Below are 18285 nucleotides of genomic sequence, written 5' to 3'. Positions count from 1 at the left end.
CTTATTTAATGCCTGGCAGTTCCCTACTCTCGCATGGGGAGACCCCACACTACCATCGGCGCTACGGCGTTTCACTTCTGAGTTCGGCATGGGGTCAGGTGGGACCACCGCGCTAAAGCCGCCAGGCAAATTCTTTTCGCTCTGTCCTGTGTCTTTTACGCTGCTGCTGCGTTGGCCGCTCTCGCGCTACTCCGTCACATACCCTCGTATGCTCCCTCGTAGCGTCTCGTTTGCCGCCTTGCTTCAGCGCAAAATCCTTCGGACCTAACTCCGCAGGACAAAACTGAATTCTTTATCCGGTAAAACAAGCTGAAAATCGGGTCTCTCTCATCAAAACGCCTCTGGCGTTGTAAGGTTAAGCCTCACGGGTCATTAGTACCGGTTAGCTCAACGCATCGCTGCGCTTACACACCCGGCCTATCAACGTCGTAGTCTTCAACGTCCCTTCAGGACCCTCAAGGAGTCAGGGAGAACTCATCTCGGGGCAAGTTTCGTGCTTAGATGCTTTCAGCACTTATCTTTTCCGCACTTAGCTACCGGGCAGTGCCATTGGCATGACAACCCGAACACCAGTGGTGCGTTCACTCCGGTCCTCTCGTACTAGGAGCAACCCCCCTCAATTCTCCAGCGCCCACGGCAGATAGGGACCGAACTGTCTCACGACGTTCTAAACCCAGCTCGCGTACCACTTTAAACGGCGAACAGCCGTACCCTTGGGACCTACTTCAGCCCCAGGATGTGATGAGCCGACATCGAGGTGCCAAACACCGCCGTCGATATGAACTCTTGGGCGGTATCAGCCTGTTATCCCCGGAGTACCTTTTATCCGTTGAGCGATGGCCCTTCCATTCAGAACCACCGGATCACTATGACCTGCTTTCGCACCTGCTCGAGCCGTCACTCTCGCAGTCAAGCTGGCTTATGCCATTGCACTAACCTCCTGATGTCCGACCAGGATTAGCCAACCTTCGTGCTCCTCCGTTACTCTTTGGGAGGAGACCGCCCCAGTCAAACTACCCACCAGACACTGTCCGCAGCCCGGATTACGGGCCTACGTTAGAACATCAAACATTAAAGGGTGGTATTTCAAGGTTGGCTCCACGCAGACTGGCGTCCACGCTTCAAAGCCTCCCACCTATCCTACACATCAAGGCTCAATGTTCAGTGTCAAGCTATAGTAAAGGTTCACGGGGTCTTTCCGTCTTGCCGCGGGTACACTGCATCTTCACAGCGATTTCAATTTCACTGAGTCTCGGGTGGAGACAGCCTGGCCATCATTACGCCATTCGTGCAGGTCGGAACTTACCCGACAAGGAATTTCGCTACCTTAGGACCGTTATAGTTACGGCCGCCGTTTACCGGGGCTTCGATCAAGAGCTTCTCCTTACGGATAACCCCATCAATTAACCTTCCGGCACCGGGCAGGCGTCACACCGTATACGTCCACTTTCGTGTTTGCACAGTGCTGTGTTTTTAATAAACAGTTGCAGCCAGCTGGTATCTTCGACTGGCTTCAGCTCCGGGAGCAAGTCCCTTCACCTACGCGCCAGCGTGCCTTCTCCCGAAGTTACGGCACCATTTTGCCTAGTTCCTTCACCCGAGTTCTCTCAAGCGCCTTGGTATTCTCTACCTGACCACCTGTGTCGGTTTGGGGTACGATTTCGTGTTACCTGGAGCTTAGAGGCTTTTCCTGGAAGCAGGGCATCAGTTACTTCACCACCGTGGTGGCTCGTCGTCACGCCTCAGCCTTAAGACACCCCGGATTTACCAAAGGTGTCAGCCTACACGCTTAAACCGGGACAACCGTCGCCCGGATAACCTAGCCTTCTCCGTCCCCCCTTCGCAGTAACACCAAGTGCAGGAATATTAACCTGCTTCCCATCGACTACGCTTTTCAGCCTCGCCTTAGGGGTCGACTCACCCTGCTCCGATTAACGTTGAACAGGAACCCTTGGTCTTCCGGCGAGCGGGCTTTTCACCCGCTTTATCGTTACTTATGTCAGCATTCGCACTTCTGATACCTCCAGCATGCCTCACAGCACACCTTCAACGGCTTACAGAACGCTCCCCTACCCAACAACACATAGTGTCGCTGCCGCAGCTTCGGTGCATGGTTTAGCCCCGTTACATCTTCCGCGCAGGCCGACTCGACCAGTGAGCTATTACGCTTTCTTTAAATGATGGCTGCTTCTAAGCCAACATCCTGGCTGTCTGTGCCTTCCCACATCGTTTCCCACTTAACCATGACTTTGGGACCTTAGCTGGCGGTCTGGGTTGTTTCCCTCTTCACGACGGACGTTAGCACCCGCCGTGTGTCTCCCGTGATAACATTCTCCGGTATTCGCAGTTTGCATCGGGTTGGTAAGCCGGGATGGCCCCCTAGCCGAAACAGTGCTCTACCCCCGGAGATGAGTTCACGAGGCGCTACCTAAATAGCTTTCGGGGAGAACCAGCTATCTCCCGGTTTGATTGGCCTTTCACCCCCAGCCACAAGTCATCCGCTAATTTTTCAACATTAGTCGGTTCGGTCCTCCAGTTAGTGTTACCCAACCTTCAACCTGCCCATGGCTAGATCACCGGGTTTCGGGTCTATACCCTGCAACTTAACGCCCAGTTAAGACTCGGTTTCCCTGCGGCTCCCCTATACGGTTAACCTTGCTACAGAATATAAGTCGCTGACCCATTATACAAAAGGTACGCAGTCACCCCATAAAGAGGCTCCCACTGCTTGTACGTACACGGTTTCAGGTTCTGTTTCACTCCCCTCGCCGGGGTTCTTTTCGCCTTTCCCTCACGGTACTGGTTCACTATCGGTCAGTCAGGAGTATTTAGCCTTGGAGGATGGTCCCCCCATATTCAGACAGGATACCACGTGTCCCGCCCTACTCTTCGAACTCACAGAATGTGCACTTTCGTGTACGGGACTATCACCCGGTGTCGTGCGACTTTCCAGACGCTTCCACTAATGCACAAACTGATTCAGGTTCTGGGCTGCTCCCCGTTCGCTCGCCGCTACTGGGGGAATCTCGGTTGATTTCTTTTCCTCCGGGTACTTAGATGTTTCAGTTCCCCGGGTTCGCCTCGCAACACTATGTATTCATGTTGCGATGATGCACTGAGTGCACCGGGTTTCCCCATTCGGACATCGTCGGCTGTAGCGGTTCATATCACCTTACCGACGCTTTACGCAGATTAGCACGTCCTTCATCGCCTCTGACTGCCAGGGCATCCACCGTGTACGCTTAGTCGCTTAACCTCACAACCCACAGGCGTTTTGCAACGCTTGGGACTGTAAGCATTTGAGAGACTCGAACGCATCGTGACTTCATTCTTATTACGGAGAATGAATACGACGCGTCGTTTCAATTTTCAGCTTGTTCCGGATTGTTAAAGAGCATAATACTTCGCAGCACACCGTTTCCGGTTTGCTCTGAAGTATTGTTTTGAGTCACTGTAATGGTGGAGCTAAGCGGGATCGAACCGCTGACCTCCTGCGTGCAAGGCAGGCGCTCTCCCAGCTGAGCTATAGCCCCATACAGTTACTGCAGAGACCGCTACTACCACTCACCAGGAGTCCCGCTTTCACAAACGGTAATTTCTTTTCAGGCAGGGCAAAGTGTCGCGACGTATAGTTCACTATACGAGCGGCGCTTTAACGCAGCATGAGAAGAAATTTGGTAGGCCTGAGTGGACTTGAACCACCGACCTCACCCTTATCAGGGGTGCGCTCTAACCACCTGAGCTACAAGCCTGTAGAGGTTTTTTCTGCTCGTTACTTTCTATCAGACAATCTGTGTGAGCACTTCGCGGGAAGGTATCTTCAGGTAAGGAGGTGATCCAACCGCAGGTTCCCCTACGGTTACCTTGTTACGACTTCACCCCAGTCATGAATCACAAAGTGGTAAGCGCCCTCCCGAAGGTTAAGCTACCTACTTCTTTTGCAACCCACTCCCATGGTGTGACGGGCGGTGTGTACAAGGCCCGGGAACGTATTCACCGTAGCATTCTGATCTACGATTACTAGCGATTCCGACTTCACGGAGTCGAGTTGCAGACTCCGATCCGGACTACGACGCACTTTATGAGGTCCGCTTGCTCTCGCGAGGTCGCTTCTCTTTGTATGCGCCATTGTAGCACGTGTGTAGCCCTACTCGTAAGGGCCATGATGACTTGACGTCATCCCCACCTTCCTCCAGTTTATCACTGGCAGTCTCCTTTGAGTTCCCGGCATTACCCGCTGGCAACAAAGGATAAGGGTTGCGCTCGTTGCGGGACTTAACCCAACATTTCACAACACGAGCTGACGACAGCCATGCAGCACCTGTCTCACGGTTCCCGAAGGCACCAAGGCATCTCTGCCAAGTTCCGTGGATGTCAAGAGTAGGTAAGGTTCTTCGCGTTGCATCGAATTAAACCACATGCTCCACCGCTTGTGCGGGCCCCCGTCAATTCATTTGAGTTTTAACCTTGCGGCCGTACTCCCCAGGCGGTCGACTTAACGCGTTAGCTCCGGAAGCCACTCCTCAAGGGAACAACCTCCAAGTCGACATCGTTTACGGCGTGGACTACCAGGGTATCTAATCCTGTTTGCTCCCCACGCTTTCGCACCTGAGCGTCAGTCTTTGTCCAGGGGGCCGCCTTCGCCACCGGTATTCCTCCAGATCTCTACGCATTTCACCGCTACACCTGGAATTCTACCCCCCTCTACAAGACTCTAGCCTGCCAGTTTCGAATGCAGTTCCCAGGTTAAGCCCGGGGATTTCACATCCGACTTGACAGACCGCCTGCGTGCGCTTTACGCCCAGTAATTCCGATTAACGCTTGCACCCTCCGTATTACCGCGGCTGCTGGCACGGAGTTAGCCGGTGCTTCTTCTGCGGGTAACGTCAATCGGTAAGGTTATTAACCTCACCGCCTTCCTCCCCGCTGAAAGTACTTTACAACCCGAAGGCCTTCTTCATACACGCGGCATGGCTGCATCAGGCTTGCGCCCATTGTGCAATATTCCCCACTGCTGCCTCCCGTAGGAGTCTGGACCGTGTCTCAGTTCCAGTGTGGCTGGTCATCCTCTCAGACCAGCTAGGGATCGTCGCCTAGGTGAGCCATTACCCCACCTACTAGCTAATCCCATCTGGGCACATCCGATGGTGTGAGGCCCGAAGGTCCCCCACTTTGGTCTTGCGACGTTATGCGGTATTAGCTACCGTTTCCAGTAGTTATCCCCCTCCATCGGGCAGTTTCCCAGACATTACTCACCCGTCCGCCACTCGTCACCCGAGAGCAAGCTCTCTGTGCTACCGTTCGACTTGCATGTGTTAGGCCTGCCGCCAGCGTTCAATCTGAGCCATGATCAAACTCTTCAATTTAAGTTTGATTTGCTGCAACAAGTGCAGCGATGCTCATCTGTAAAACGCCATAATGAATTTCATTATGTGTTCACTCGTGAGACTTGATATTTTTTTGCGTCCGGAGACGCTGATATCAATCCTGCGAGTGCCCACACAGATTGTCTGATAAATTGTTAAAGAGCGTTGCGAACAGCGGGTTAACCGCCTGTCGCGAGGTGGCGTATATTACGCTTTCCCTCTTCAGAGTCAAACACTTTTTTCAGCGTTTTCATCCGGCGGGATGAATTTCTTCACTCCCTGCTGAGCCGCCTGCGTTGCCGCTTTGCCGTCTCAGTGGTGGCGCATTATAGGCAGTTCATTTCAACTGACAAGTGCTAATTTGCAGTTTTTGCGCGACCGCTCACTTTCCAGGCTATACGTTGCAAAAAGCAGCGAATTATTGCGTAAAGCGCATAAAAAACGGGCCCGCAGGCCCGTTTTAATCAGAATGGATTATTGATGCGCAACAATCACCTCATCTTTAACATCCATTTCAATGGTTTTACCCGGAACTAAAGCACCAGAAAGAATCTGCTGCGCCAGCGGGTTTTCAATTTGCTGCTGGATAGCACGCTTTAATGGACGCGCACCATAAACCGGGTCATAACCATTTTCACCAAGCAGTTTGAGCGCCGCATCAGAGATGTGCAGCTGGTAACCGCGCTCCTCAAGACGCTGATACAAGCGCTGCAGCTGAATCTGTGCAATAGAAGCAATGTGCTTTTCGCCCAGTGGGTGGAACACCACCATGTCATCGATACGGTTAATAAACTCCGGACGGAAATGCTGTCCAACAACCGTCATCACCACTTCTTTCATTTCCGCATAATCCAGCGCGCCGAAGCGTTCCTGAATAAGATCGGAACCAAGGTTCGAGGTCATGATCACTACGGTGTTACGGAAATCGACCGTACGCCCCTGACCATCGGTCAAACGCCCATCATCCAACACCTGCAATAAGATGTTGAATACATCGGGATGCGCCTTCTCAACCTCATCCAACAGAATTACCGAATAAGGGCGACGACGCACCGCCTCTGTCAGATAACCGCCCTCTTCATAGCCAACATAACCCGGAGGAGCACCCACGAGGCGTGACACCGAGTGTTTTTCCATAAACTCAGACATATCAATGCGCACCATCGCGTCATCGCTGTCGAACAGGAAGTTGGCCAGCGCCTTACACAATTCGGTTTTACCGACGCCGGTTGGTCCGAGGAACAAGAAGGAACCAATCGGACGGTTTGGATCCGACAAGCCGGCGCGGCTACGACGGATGGCATTCGATACCGCTTCCACCGCTTCGTTCTGTCCAATCACTCGAGCATGCAACTCTTGCTCCATGCGCAGCAGCTTCTCTCGCTCGCCTTCCATCATGCGTGCGACTGGAATTCCGGTCCAACGCGCCAGCACATCAGCGATCTCCACATCTGTTACGCGATTGCGTAACAGCTTCATGGTTTTGCCTTCAGACTGCGTAGCGATAGCTAACTGTTTTTCCAATTCCGGAATTTTGCCGTATTGCAACTCAGACATCTGGCCAAGATCGCCCATGCGACGCGCTTGCTCCATTGTCAGACGCGCCTGTTCCAGCTCCGCTTTAATATTCTGCGTACCGGTTAAGGAGGCCTTTTCCGCTTTCCATTCCTCTTCCAGCTCAGCGTATTCTCGCTCTTTCTGGTCGAGTTCGGCTTCGAGCATTTCCAGACGCTTCACGCTGGCATCATCAGATTCTTTCTTCAGCGCTTGCTGCTCAAGTTTTAACTGGATGATGCGACGCTCAAGACGATCAAGTGATTCTGGCTTCGAATCCATCTGCAGACGAATACTGGATGCCGCTTCATCAATCAGGTCAATCGCCTTATCAGGCAGCTGACGATCGGAGATATAACGATGCGACAACGTTGCCGCAGCCACAATCGCGGGATCGGTGATCTGCACATGATGATGCAACTCATAGCGTTCTTTCAGTCCGCGTAAAATGGCGATGGTATCTTCCACACTCGGCTCAGCAACAAACACTTTTTGGAAACGACGTTCCAGCGCCGCATCTTTCTCAATGAACTGGCGATACTCATTCAGCGTAGTGGCGCCAACGCAATGCAGTTCACCGCGCGCCAACGCTGGTTTCAGCATGTTGCCTGCATCCATTGCACCGTCAGCTTTACCGGCACCCACCATGGTATGCAGTTCATCGATAAACAGGATGACGTTGCCTTCCTGTTTAGCCAGATCGCTAAGCACGCCTTTCAGACGCTCTTCAAATTCGCCGCGATATTTAGCACCAGCCACCAGCGCGCCCATATCCAAAGCCAGCACGCGACGACCTTTCAGACCTTCAGGAACTTCGCCATTAATGATGCGCTGCGCTAATCCTTCGGCGATAGCCGTTTTACCAACGCCAGGTTCACCAATCAGCACCGGGTTATTTTTAGTACGGCGCTGCAACACCTGAATAGTGCGACGGATTTCTTCGTCACGACCAATTACCGGGTCGAGCTTGCCAAGTTCAGCACGCTCGGTAAGGTCGATAGTGTATTTTTTTAAAGCCTGACGCTGATCTTCAGCACCCTGATCGTTCACGTTGTCTCCTCCCCGTAATTGGTCAATGGCCTTAGAGAGTTTTTCCGCTGTCGCACCAGCCGATTTTAAAATATCAGCCAGCGAGCCACGAGAATCGAGGGCCGCCAAAATAAAGAGTTCTGATGAAATAAAGTTGTCGCCGCGCTTTTGCGCCAGCTTGTCGCACAGGTTCAGTACCCGAATTAAATCGGCGGATGGCTGCACGTCGCCATCAGTACCTTCCACCTGCGGTAGTCGATTAATCGCTTGTTCGATACTGGTACGTAAACCAGCCACATCGGCCCCTGCTGCGCTAAGCAGCGGACGTACCGATCCGCCTTCCTGATTAAGCAACGCGCTCATCAAATGAAGGGGTTCTATGAATTGATTGTCTTGCCCCAGAGCAAGGGACTGTGCATCGGCAAGTGCCAGTTGAAATTTATTAGTAAGACGATCCAGACGCATAATTCCTCCCATTACAGGTCAAAATGCTACTGGAGATTAAATGAGGTCATCCCTCAAATTTTTCAAGGTTAATGACCTGAGTTGTGAGCAAAAAATACGCTAACTGGACCGTCTTGTGGCGTAAGATTATCTCAGCCAAATCAAAGTTGCCATACGCCCAGTGATTCCGTCGCGTCGGAAGGAGAAAAAATCCTCGCGCTCATGATAAGTGCAACGCGTAGAAACGTTGATGGAACGCACCCCGGCGGTCAGTAAACGTTGGCGAGCCAGCAACCAAATATCGGCAAAGTATTTGTTACCAACCGGGCGAAAAGCCTCTTGCGCTTGCGGATCGTGAGCCATAAACGCCGTTTTGACTTCCGCTCCCACTTCAAAAGCCTGCGGACCAATTGCTGGACCAAGCCATGCATGAATGTCCTTCGTCGCACAATGGAACTGTGACAACGTCTGTTCCAGCACGCCGTTGCAGAGCCCGCGCCAGCCAGCATGTGCTGCAGCCACTTCACTGCCATCTTTGCTGCAAAACAGCACCGGCAAACAATCTGCCGTCATGACGGCGCAAACCACCCCGCTTTCACGCGTGATTGCGGCATCCGCCCTGGGTAGCCGCTCACTGGCGGGCAAACGCGCAACATCCTGACCATGAATTTGATCAAGCCATTGCGGCATTGCCGGTAAGGCAAGCTGCTCAGCCAGGCAGTGGCGATTGTGCATTACGTGCGCCTCAACATCACCAACGTGCGTACCGAGATTCAGCGAATCCCATGGCGCAGCGCTAATACCGCCGTGACGCGTAGTGGAACATGCCCGAACACGCTGCGGTGCAGGCCAGTCCGGGATGATCCACTCACTCATAGCCAATCCATCTGATCGCGGAATTCGTGCGTATCGGCTTTTAGGGCATCAATCAGATCGACCATATCCTGCGGCAACGGCGCATGCCACTCCATCTCAATACCGGTAATAGGGTGATAGAGACGTAACATCGTGGCATGCAGCGCCTGACGATCAAAACCACGCAGCGTAGTAATGAAAGCTTCAGATGCGCCTTTTGGCGGACGAGGGCGACCGCCGTAAAGGGGATCGCCCACCAGCGGATGATTGATATGCGCCATGTGCACACGAATCTGGTGCGTACGACCGGTTTCCAGGCGCAGGCGCAAACGCGTATGGGCACGGAAATGCTCCATGATGCGATAGTGCGTAGTAGCTGGTTTTCCCATCGGATGCACCGCCATGTGTGTACGTTTGGTAGAGTGGCGCGCCATTGGCTGATCCACAGTACCGCCTGCCGTCATGGTACCAATCGCTACGGCTTCATATTCGCGGGTAATTTCGCGCAGCTGTAGCGTTTCAACCAGGTGAGTTTGCGCAGGAACGGTTTTCGCGACTACCATCAGGCCGGTTGTGTCTTTATCAAGACGATGAACAATACCGGCACGGGGAACATCAGCAATCGGCGGGTAATGGTAAAGCAGCGCGTTAAGCACTGTACCATCCGGATTACCGGCACCTGGATGCACCACTAAGCCACGAGGTTTATTGATAACCAGAATATCGTCATCTTCGTAGACGATATTCAATGGGATGTTTTGCGCTTCCCAGCGTTGCTCTTCTTCGATCTCAGCATCGATCGAGACATGCTCACCGCCAAAAACTTTTTCTTTTGGTTTATCGATGATGGTGCCATTAACGCTGACCCGGCGCTCAAGAATCCATTCTTTTATGCGAGAACGTGAATAATCAGGGAACAATTCTGCCAAAGTCTGATCTAAGCGTTGTCCAAGTTGTGCTTCGGACACCGTTGCGGTGAGTTGAACTTGTTGTGCCATATACAGCTTCTTCGTTAACGTTGGGTTTTCACGGCGATGCCGTTTAATATAATGTGCTATCGTACCTGGCCATAACCGGGAGCTATACGGACAGCTTCTGCTATAACACTTTGAGGATAATCATTTCGTCATGACGCGTATGAAACATCTGGTGGCTGCTGCCACACTGAGCCTAAGCCTGGCGCTTGTGGGTTGTTCCGGCTCATCGGATCCCGTGCCGGACAGCCCGCCGTCTGAAATTTACGCCACGGCCCAGCAAAAGCTGCAGGACGGTAACTTTAAAGCGGCAATTAAGCAACTGGAAGCACTGGATAACCGCTATCCGTTTGGCCCTTATTCGCAGCAAGTACAGCTGGATTTGATCTACGCGTATTACAAAAATGCCGATCTGCCACTGGCGCAAGCCGCTATTTCTCGCTTTATGCGTCTGAATCCAACCCATCCGAATATTGACTATGTCATCTATATGAAAGGTCTGACGGATATGGCGCTGGACGATTCTGCACTGCAGGGCTTCTTCGGTATCGATCGTTCCGATCGCGATCCGACGCACGCTCGTGATGCTTTCCGTGACTTCTCGCAGTTACTGCGCGGTTATCCAAACAGCCAATATGCTGCGGATGCGCAGAAACGTTTAGCGTTCCTGAAAGAACGTTTGGCGAAGTATGAACTCTCGGTGGCGCAATTCTATACCAAGCGTGGTGCTTATGTCGCTGTTGTTAACCGCGTTGAAAGTATGATGAAGGATTATCCTGATACTGCAGCAACTCACGAAGCGCTGCCGCTGATGGAAAATGCTTACCGCCAACTTCAGTTAACGACTGAAGCTGATAAAGTGGCAAAAATCATCGCGGCTAATAATCAGTCCTGATTTTCAAGCCCACAAAAAAGCAGCCGTATGGCTGCTTTTTTTATGTCTGCTTTAGCTGAAAGCTGGTTGAAAACGTTCTTTATCGCTGCGGTTAACCCATCAATAGTGCGCCCTTACTGCTGCTCCATCAAGCATTTCCCGTTACTTTCCGAGCCTTTCTCACAATTCGTCTTTATTGACAAAATGTGACATTTCAATGTGATCCAGATCACATAATTTCTTAATCTCCGCGGTATGCTGGTCCTACCCAGACGGAAAATGACAGAGAGGTTTAACTATGATTCTGAACATTACCAGCAAACAAATGGAAATCACCGAGGCCATTCGTAATCATGTCGAAGAGCGTCTCGCCAAGCTGGAAAAATGGCAAACACATCTGATAAACCCTCACATTGTGTTATCGAAAGAGCCGAAGGAGTTTGTGGCAGATGCCACCATCAACACACCTAACGGAACACTGGTTGCCAGTGCGAAACATGATGATATGTATACGGCCATCAATGACCTGATTGCTAAGCTGGAGCGACAACTCAATAAAGCGCAACATAAACCTGAAGCTCGTCGCGCTAACAGCAGCGTCAAAGATTTTATCCCTGCAGGATAACTACACATTTTCCAGTAACGCGCCTTAGGGCGCGTTTTTTATTGACAGCCTTAAATCAGTACGGTTACTCTCAAACCACTTTAATGTTGGAAACAAGCATGAAACATCTCCCGTTCTTCTTCGCATTCTTTTTTACCTTCCCCTGATTGGGAGGCGATTCGTCATGTGAAAATGAATGCGAAGACGAACAACAAAGCCTCCCAAATGGGAGGCTTTTTTATTGGACATTTTACAGGTGAGCCCTATGAATCCCGAAAACCCGCTGCTGGCATTACGCGACAAAATCAGCGCCGTTGATGAAAAATTATTAACGCTATTGTCGGAGCGCCGCACACTGGCCGTTGAAGTGGCGCAAGCAAAACTGGCTACGCATCGCCCAATCCGCGATGTTGAACGTGAGCGTGCACTGCTGGAAAACCTGATAGCGTTAGGTAAAAAACATCAGCTGGATGCGCATTACATCACCCGTCTGTTCCAGCTGGTGATTGAAGATTCGGTTCTAACTCAGCAGGCCCTGCTGCAAAAGAATCTCAACCACCCGCATGCGCACGCACCGCGGATTGCATTTTTGGGTCCGAAAGGCTCTTACTCACATCTTGCCGCACGAAAATATGCCACACGTCATTTTGATTCGATGGTTGAGCTCGGCTGCCTAAAGTTCCACGACATTATTCATCAGGTTGAAAGTGGTCAGGCAGACTATGCAGTGATGCCTATTGAAAACACCAGTTCTGGCTCGATCAATGACGTCTACGACTTACTGCAACAAACCACGCTATCAATTGTGGGGGAGCTCACCATTCCAATTGAGCATTGCGTACTGGTTAGCGGCAGCACTGATTTGCAGCAGATCGAAACAGTCTACAGCCATCCTCAGCCGTTCCAGCAGTGTAGCCAGTTCATCAATCGCTTCCCGCAGTGGAAAATTGAATATACCGAAAGCACGGCAGCTGCCATGGAAAAGGTGGCAGCGATGAATTCACCTAAGGTTGCCGCATTGGGTAGTGAGGCCGGTGGCGAACTGTATGGGTTACAGGTGTTAGAGCGTAATCTAGCCAATCAGCAACAGAACCACACGCGCTTCATTGTGTTAGCGCGTAAAGCGATCGAAGTTTCCAGTCAGGTACCCGCTAAAACGACATTGATCATGGCAACGGGCCAGCAAGCGGGGGCATTAGTTGAAGCACTGATGGTGCTGCGCAACCATGGTCTGATCATGAGTAAGCTGGAGAATCGCCCCATCAACGGCAATCCGTGGGAAGAGATGTTTTACATTGATGTGCAGGGTAATCTGCAATCAGAAAGTATGCAGTTGGCGTTAACTGAGTTAAGTGGTTTAACCCGTTCATTAAAAGTGCTCGGCTGTTATCCGGGCGAGAATGTGGTACCCGTCGAACCACGCCTCTAAGCAAAAAGGCATCCTTATGGATGCCTTTTATTTTACTGTCGGCTGTCGTTGGCCGATCGCAACATACTTCGGCTTTCTACGAGGAAGCGTTTAGCATAATCACCAAACCAATGCTCAACACGTTCGAAGCTATCGATGAACGCCTGCTTATCGCCCTGCTCGAGCAGTTTTATCGCATCGCCAAAACGCTGATAATAACGCTTAATCAGCGCCAGATTGCTCTCCGAGGACATGATGATGTCCGCGTAAAGCTGCGGGTCTTGGGCGAACAGACGTCCAACCATAGCCAGTTCAAGGCGATAGATTGGCGAGGACAACGCCAGCAGCTGATCGAGATTAACGTTCTCTTCTGCCAGATGCAGACCGTAAGCGAAAGTCGCAAAGTGACGCAGCGCCTGAATAAATGCCATATTCTGGTCATGCTCCACCGCACTAATGCGATGCAATCGCGCTCCCCAAACCTGGATCTGTTCCAGGAACCACTGATACGCTTCCGGCTGACGGCCATCACACCAGACAACAACCTGCTTCGCCAGGCTCCCGCTGTCTGGGCCGAACATGGGGTGCAGTCCCAACACCGGTCCGGTGTGCGCAGCAAGCATTGCCTGCAGCGGACGGTTCTTCACCGACGCCAAATCGACCAGGATGCAGTCTTCTGGCAACTTCGGTAACTCACCAATGATCTGCTCTGTCAGATGGATAGGCACACTGATGATCACCATGCCTGCATCTTGCAGCAACGCGTCTGAACGATCCCAATCGCCTTTGTCCAGAATACGCACCTGATAACCAGACAGCGTGAGCATCTTTTCGAACAAACGTCCCATCTGGCCACGACCACCGACGATCACCACTGGACGCAATGTTGGGCAAAGGGTTTTGAAGCCTTTATCATTCTCATGCGCATAGGATTCGCGCATTAAACGACGCAGCACATCTTCAATCAAGTCCGGTGATACGCCGAGCGCTTCGGCTTCCTGACGACGTGAAGCCAACATGCTGGCTTCACGCTCAGGAACATAGATTGGCAAACCGTAGCGGCTTTTAACTTCCCCGACTTCGGCTACCAGCTCCAGCCGTTTTGCCAGTAAACCCAGCAGTGCTTTATCGACTTCATCAATTTGATCGCGTAGCGCGGTCAGTTCAGCCACCATGACTCATTACACCTCGTGTGACAGACGCGCCGACAGCACTCCCTGCAGATCCTGATGGATTTCACGCAGCAAGGTTTCCGTAGTTTCCCAATCGATGCAAGCATCAGTCACGGAAACGCCATATTTCATTTCGCTACGAGGCTGTTCAGAAGACTGATTGCCTTCATGAATGTTGCTTTCCAGCATCAGGCCAATGATGGAGCGGTTTCCATCCTTAATCTGCGCGATAGCCGATTCGGCTACGCCAGGCTGACGGCGATAGTCTTTGTTAGAATTACCATGGCTGCAATCTATCATTAAGGCTGGGCGCAGTCCCGCTTTCAGCATCTCTTTTTCACACTGAGCGACATCTTCAGGACCATAGTTTGGTGCTTTCCCACCGCGCAGAATGACATGCCCATCCGGGTTGCCCTGCGTTTGCAGCAGACAAACCTGACCTGCCTGATTGATGCCGACAAAACGGTGTGGCATCGCGGCGGCACGCATCGCATTGATGGCAGTACCGAGGCTGCCATCCGTGCCATTTTTAAAGCCAACCGGCATTGAAAGACCTGAAGCCATCTCACGGTGGGTTTGTGATTCGGTGGTGCGCGCACCAATCGCCGACCAGCTAAATAGATCGCCTAAGTATTGCGGGCTGTTTGGATCCAGCGCCTCAGTTGCCAGCGGTAAACCCATTTCAACAAGATTAACCAGTAGCTGGCGCGCAATATGCAGCCCGGCTTCCATATCAAACGAGTTGTTCATATAAGGATCGTTGATTAACCCCTTCCAGCCGACGGTGGTTCGAGGTTTTTCAAAATACACGCGCATAACGATGTACAGCTGATCCTTCAACTGTGCAGAAAGAGATTGCAACTGACGGGCATATTCAAGTGCGGCTTCGGTATCGTGAATCGAACAAGGACCACAAACCACCAACAGGCGCGGATCGCGGCCTGCAATAATGTCGGCGATGGTTTGGCGAGAAGACGCAATTTGCGCTTCCTGCGTCGCAGTAAGCGGGAATTTAGCTTTCAGCTCTTGCGGGGTAATTAAAATTTGTTCGTCGGCGATATGCACATTGTTCAGCGCGTCTTTTTGCATGATTACGATCCTTTTTACTCGTTTATGCGGTTTGAGATCCTCACTGAGGATGGGACTTACTTTACCACAACATGTACGCCATGCAATCCACAAGCGTACACTTTTATTACCACTAAAATACAAATGCACAATAAGCATATTTATTTTATTAAATATCAGCAACATAATCACAAACCATCCAATTCGATAGTGTAAACAATAAATTACAACCCATCAGCTTTTGATGATGACCTTAGGCAAAAAGGCAGATAACATTATGTTATTCATTTATTTTTCAGGAGAGGTCATGTCTATATCTTTAGTAAAATTACGCCCCTTCACCCGGCAGGATATCGATGAATTCACGCATGCCGTAAACGAATCTCTTAGCAGCCTTAAGCCCTGGATGGCTTGGGCACACGATGATTATCGTAGTGATGAAGCGGCCAGTTGGATCGATTTCACTGAGCTCCAACGCAGTAAAGGTGAGGCAGAAGAGTTCGCCATCATTGATGGTAGCGATCGACTATTAGGCGGTGCCGGTATTCGCTTCGCGAGGCAGCCGGGCGAATTTAGCGCATTAGGATATTGGGTGCGTAGCGATGCTCAACGGCAAGGGGTAGCAACCCGCGCGGTAGAGCAACTGGTCAAGTTTGCTTTTCAGCATCCGCACATTAATCAGTTAGAGATTCTGGCGGCGGAAAATAATCATGCTAGTCGCGCAGTGGCATTACGCAGTGGCTTTAAGTTTGTCGATTATCGCTATGGACTGATCATTCTAGAGAGCGGAGCCGCCAACACCGCGATTTATCATTTGCAGCGCCAATAAAAAAGGGGCTGGCCAAATGGCCAACCCCTTGTTTGCTATTAACTTTGAGAAGTCGCTTACGCGCCAAGACGCTCTTTGATACGAGCTGACTTACCGGTACGCTCACGCAGGTAATACAGTTTGGCTTTACGTACAGCACCACGACGTTTAACAGCAATGCTGTCAATTACTGGTGAGTGAGTCTGGAAGACACGCTCAACACCTTCGCCGTTAGAAATCTTACGAACAGTGAATGCAGAATGCAGACCGCGGTTACGAATAGCGATAACCACGCCCTCGAATGCCTGCAGACGCTTCTTAGAACCTTCTACGACCCATACTTTCACTTCCACGGAATCACCCGGACGGAATGAAGGTACGTCCTGCTTCATCTGCTCTTGTTCAAGTTGCTTGATAATGTTGCTCATAATTAAATCTCTTATCCTGGGTAAACTGATAGTGAGGGAAGATTACTCTCCCGCCTCATCGTTTTGTTGCTGCTGATGTTCACGCTGGAACTCATTTAGCAACCGTGCTTGCTCTTCAGTCAGAGCCAGGTTTTCCAGAAGTTCAGGTCTTCTTAGCCAGGTACGGCCTAACGACTGTTTCAGACGCCAGCGGCGAATATCGGCATGGTTGCCCGACAGTAAAACTGGCGGAACCTCCATCCCTTCTAACACTTCAGGTCGGGTGTAGTGCGGGCAATCCAGCAAACCATCCGAGAACGAATCCTCATCGGCTGACGCCTGTTTCCCCAACACGCCGGGAATAAACCTGGCGACCGAGTCAATTAACGTCATGGCTGGCAGCTCACCGCCACTGAGAACGTAATCACCGATTGACCATTCTTCGTCAATCTCAGTGTGAATTACGCGCTCATCTATCCCTTCGTAGCGACCACAAACCAGAATCAACTTCTGATTCGTCGCCAGCTCGCAAACGCCCTGTTGGTCCAGTTTGCGTCCCTGAGGTGAAAGATAAATCACCTTAGCGCCCTCTCCCGCCGCCGCTTTCGCTGCGGAGATGGCATCCCGTAAGGGTTGCACCATCATCAACATTCCCGGTCCGCCGCCGTAAGGACGGTAGTCCACGGTACGGTGCCGGTCGTGCGTGAAGTCACGAGGACTCCAGCTTTGAATGTTGAGCAGGCCATTTTTTACTGCCCGGCCAGTTACCCCGTACTCGGTAATAGCGCGAAACATCTCTGGAAACAGGCTAATAACACCAATCCACATCGCGTTCGCCGTTACGTTACCGGATTGTCCGGAGATCAAAAACCAGGATCCCAATCTACTTCAATAAGGCCAGTAGAGAGATCGACTTTCTTGATAACCTGTTCATCAAGAAACGGAATTAACCGCTCTTGCGCACCAAATGCATCCTTCAGGTTTGCCTTAACGACGAGAACGTCGTTTGATCCGGTTTCCATCAAATCAATGACTTTGCCCATCTCATAGCCTTCGAGGTTGACTACTTTCATACCCATAAGGTCTTTCCAGTAGTAATCGCCTGCTTCCAGCGCTGGCAGCTGCGTGGAGTCAACCGTGATTTCGCAATTGGTTAACTGCGCCGCAGCGTCCCGATCGTCAATGCCTGTGACTTTGATGATCAGGTCCTGATTGTGGTGCTTCCAGCCCTCAAGTTCGACCTGCTGCCATTTACCGGCGCGCTGGATGAACCAGGGTTGGTAGTCGAAGATGCTTTCAGCGTCTTCAGTGGAGGAAAACACTTTGAGCCAACCTCGAATGCCGTAAGCCGCGCCCATTTTTCCCAATACGATCGGGTTAACGGGAGGCTGCCCGGCAGGTTTAATGCTCATGCTCACCACCGTGACAGATTAAGCTGCTTTTTTTGCTTCTTTGATCAGCGCGTTAACGCGATCAGAAAGCGTTGCGCCCTGGCCAACCCAGTGCTCAATACGGTCCAGATCCAGACGCAGACCTTCAGCCTGACCAGAAGCGATCGGGTTGAAGAAACCAACGCGCTCGATGAAACGACCGTTACGCGCATTGCGGCTGTCAGTAACGACGACCTGATAGAACGGACGCTTTTTAGCGCCGTGACGTGCCAAACGAATTGTTACCATAACATCCTCATTAGTTAATAAAGCGCTCGGGCCCCATCGAGGA

14 protein-coding genes, 2 tRNA genes, 3 rRNA genes and 1 other annotated feature are annotated in these 18285 nt (G+C 51.4%); of the genes, 5 read left to right on the top strand and 14 right to left on the bottom strand.

Annotation, left to right across the window (positions count from 1 at the left end; genetic code table 11):
• Positions 1-10: 10 nt before the first annotated feature.
• The 8 genes from rrf to rluD all read right to left on the bottom strand — a co-directional run bounded on the left by rrf (position 11) and on the right by rluD (position 10246).
• Positions 11-126 (bottom strand): 5S ribosomal RNA (rrf, locus tag AAGR08_RS03700).
• 225 nt (positions 127-351) lie between these two features.
• Positions 352-3256, bottom strand: a 23S ribosomal RNA gene (locus AAGR08_RS03695).
• Between the two features lie 201 nt (positions 3257-3457).
• Positions 3458-3533 (bottom strand) — tRNA-Ala (locus tag AAGR08_RS03690).
• Between the two features lie 142 nt (positions 3534-3675).
• Positions 3676-3752, bottom strand: a tRNA-Ile gene (locus AAGR08_RS03685).
• A gap of 73 nt (positions 3753-3825) precedes the next feature.
• Positions 3826-5366 (bottom strand): 16S ribosomal RNA (locus AAGR08_RS03680).
• The 16S, 23S and 5S rRNA genes sit together here with 2 tRNA genes alongside, the layout of an rRNA operon.
• A 474-nt stretch (positions 5367-5840) precedes the next feature.
• Entirely contained in the window at positions 5841-8414 is a 2574-nt protein-coding gene (gene clpB / locus AAGR08_RS03675) for an ATP-dependent chaperone ClpB (protein WP_345828608.1), read from the bottom strand.
• Positions 8415-8540: 126 nt separating this feature from the next.
• On the bottom strand, positions 8541-9269 hold the full coding sequence (gene yfiH, locus AAGR08_RS03670) for a purine nucleoside phosphorylase YfiH (RefSeq protein ID WP_097096321.1): 729 nt from the start codon (positions 9267-9269) through the stop codon (positions 8541-8543).
• On the bottom strand, positions 9266-10246 hold the full coding sequence (rluD, locus tag AAGR08_RS03665) for a 23S rRNA pseudouridine(1911/1915/1917) synthase RluD (protein WP_097096320.1): 981 nt from the start codon (positions 10244-10246) through the stop codon (positions 9266-9268). The genes yfiH and rluD overlap by 4 nt, the downstream gene beginning before the upstream one ends.
• Before the next feature lie 130 nt (positions 10247-10376).
• On the opposite strand from rluD, the gene bamD reads away from it, so the two are divergent.
• From bamD to pheA, 4 genes are all read left to right on the top strand, one after another.
• Positions 10377-11117, top strand: a complete 741-nt coding sequence (gene bamD / locus AAGR08_RS03660; protein WP_097096319.1) for an outer membrane protein assembly factor BamD — start codon at positions 10377-10379, stop codon at positions 11115-11117.
• 277 nt (positions 11118-11394) lie between these two features.
• A complete protein-coding gene (raiA, locus tag AAGR08_RS03655; RefSeq protein WP_097096318.1) occupies positions 11395-11721 on the top strand; it encodes a ribosome-associated translation inhibitor RaiA in 327 nt (108 codons plus the stop codon).
• Positions 11722-11818: 97 nt separating this feature from the next.
• Positions 11819-11943, top strand: a sequence feature (Phe leader region).
• Positions 11820-11867 (top strand): pheA operon leader peptide PheL, encoded by a 48-nt coding sequence (pheL, locus tag AAGR08_RS03650; protein WP_100703679.1) that lies wholly within the window; start codon positions 11820-11822, stop codon positions 11865-11867. It overlaps the preceding feature by 48 nt.
• A 22-nt stretch (positions 11944-11965) precedes the next feature.
• Positions 11966-13129: a bifunctional chorismate mutase/prephenate dehydratase gene (pheA, locus tag AAGR08_RS03645; RefSeq protein ID WP_097096317.1), complete on the top strand. Its 1164-nt coding sequence runs from the start codon at positions 11966-11968 to the stop codon at positions 13127-13129.
• A 32-nt stretch (positions 13130-13161) separates the two neighbouring features.
• On the opposite strand, the gene tyrA is transcribed toward pheA, so the two are convergent.
• Positions 13162-14283 (bottom strand): bifunctional chorismate mutase/prephenate dehydrogenase, encoded by a 1122-nt coding sequence (gene tyrA, locus AAGR08_RS03640; protein WP_097096316.1) that lies wholly within the window; start codon positions 14281-14283, stop codon positions 13162-13164.
• 6 nt (positions 14284-14289) lie between these two features.
• Positions 14290-15369, bottom strand: a complete 1080-nt coding sequence (locus AAGR08_RS03635) for a 3-deoxy-7-phosphoheptulonate synthase (protein ID WP_097096315.1) — start codon at positions 15367-15369, stop codon at positions 14290-14292.
• Positions 15370-15655: 286 nt separating this feature from the next.
• Between AAGR08_RS03635 and AAGR08_RS03630 the strand changes: the two genes are divergently transcribed.
• Positions 15656-16177, top strand: a complete 522-nt coding sequence (locus tag AAGR08_RS03630; RefSeq protein WP_345828602.1) for a GNAT family N-acetyltransferase — start codon at positions 15656-15658, stop codon at positions 16175-16177.
• Between the two features lie 56 nt (positions 16178-16233).
• Here the strand turns inward: AAGR08_RS03630 and rplS are convergent, their stop codons facing one another.
• Genes rplS through rpsP form a run of 4 tightly spaced genes read right to left on the bottom strand, consistent with a single transcriptional unit; the run spans position 16234 to position 18242 of the window.
• On the bottom strand, positions 16234-16584 hold the full coding sequence (gene rplS, locus AAGR08_RS03625; protein ID WP_007893316.1) for a 50S ribosomal protein L19: 351 nt from the start codon (positions 16582-16584) through the stop codon (positions 16234-16236).
• 42 nt (positions 16585-16626) lie between these two features.
• The gene (trmD, locus tag AAGR08_RS03620; RefSeq protein WP_345829852.1) at positions 16627-17391 is read right to left on the bottom strand and encodes a tRNA (guanosine(37)-N1)-methyltransferase TrmD; all 765 of its coding nucleotides are present in this window, start codon (positions 17389-17391) and stop codon (positions 16627-16629) included.
• A gap of 35 nt (positions 17392-17426) precedes the next feature.
• Complete coding sequence (gene rimM / locus AAGR08_RS03615) at positions 17427-17975, bottom strand: ribosome maturation factor RimM (protein ID WP_097096313.1); 549 nt, start codon at positions 17973-17975, stop codon at positions 17427-17429.
• A gap of 18 nt (positions 17976-17993) precedes the next feature.
• On the bottom strand, positions 17994-18242 hold the full coding sequence (gene rpsP, locus AAGR08_RS03610; protein ID WP_007893313.1) for a 30S ribosomal protein S16: 249 nt from the start codon (positions 18240-18242) through the stop codon (positions 17994-17996).
• Positions 18243-18285: the final 43 nt, after the last annotated feature.

Origin of the sequence: Pantoea sp. BRR-3P, assembly GCF_039621635.1 — a bacterium.
In the GTDB taxonomy this organism is placed as follows: domain Bacteria; phylum Pseudomonadota; class Gammaproteobacteria; order Enterobacterales; family Enterobacteriaceae; genus Pantoea; species Pantoea floridensis.
This window is presented reverse-complemented; position numbering and strand designations above follow the sequence as displayed.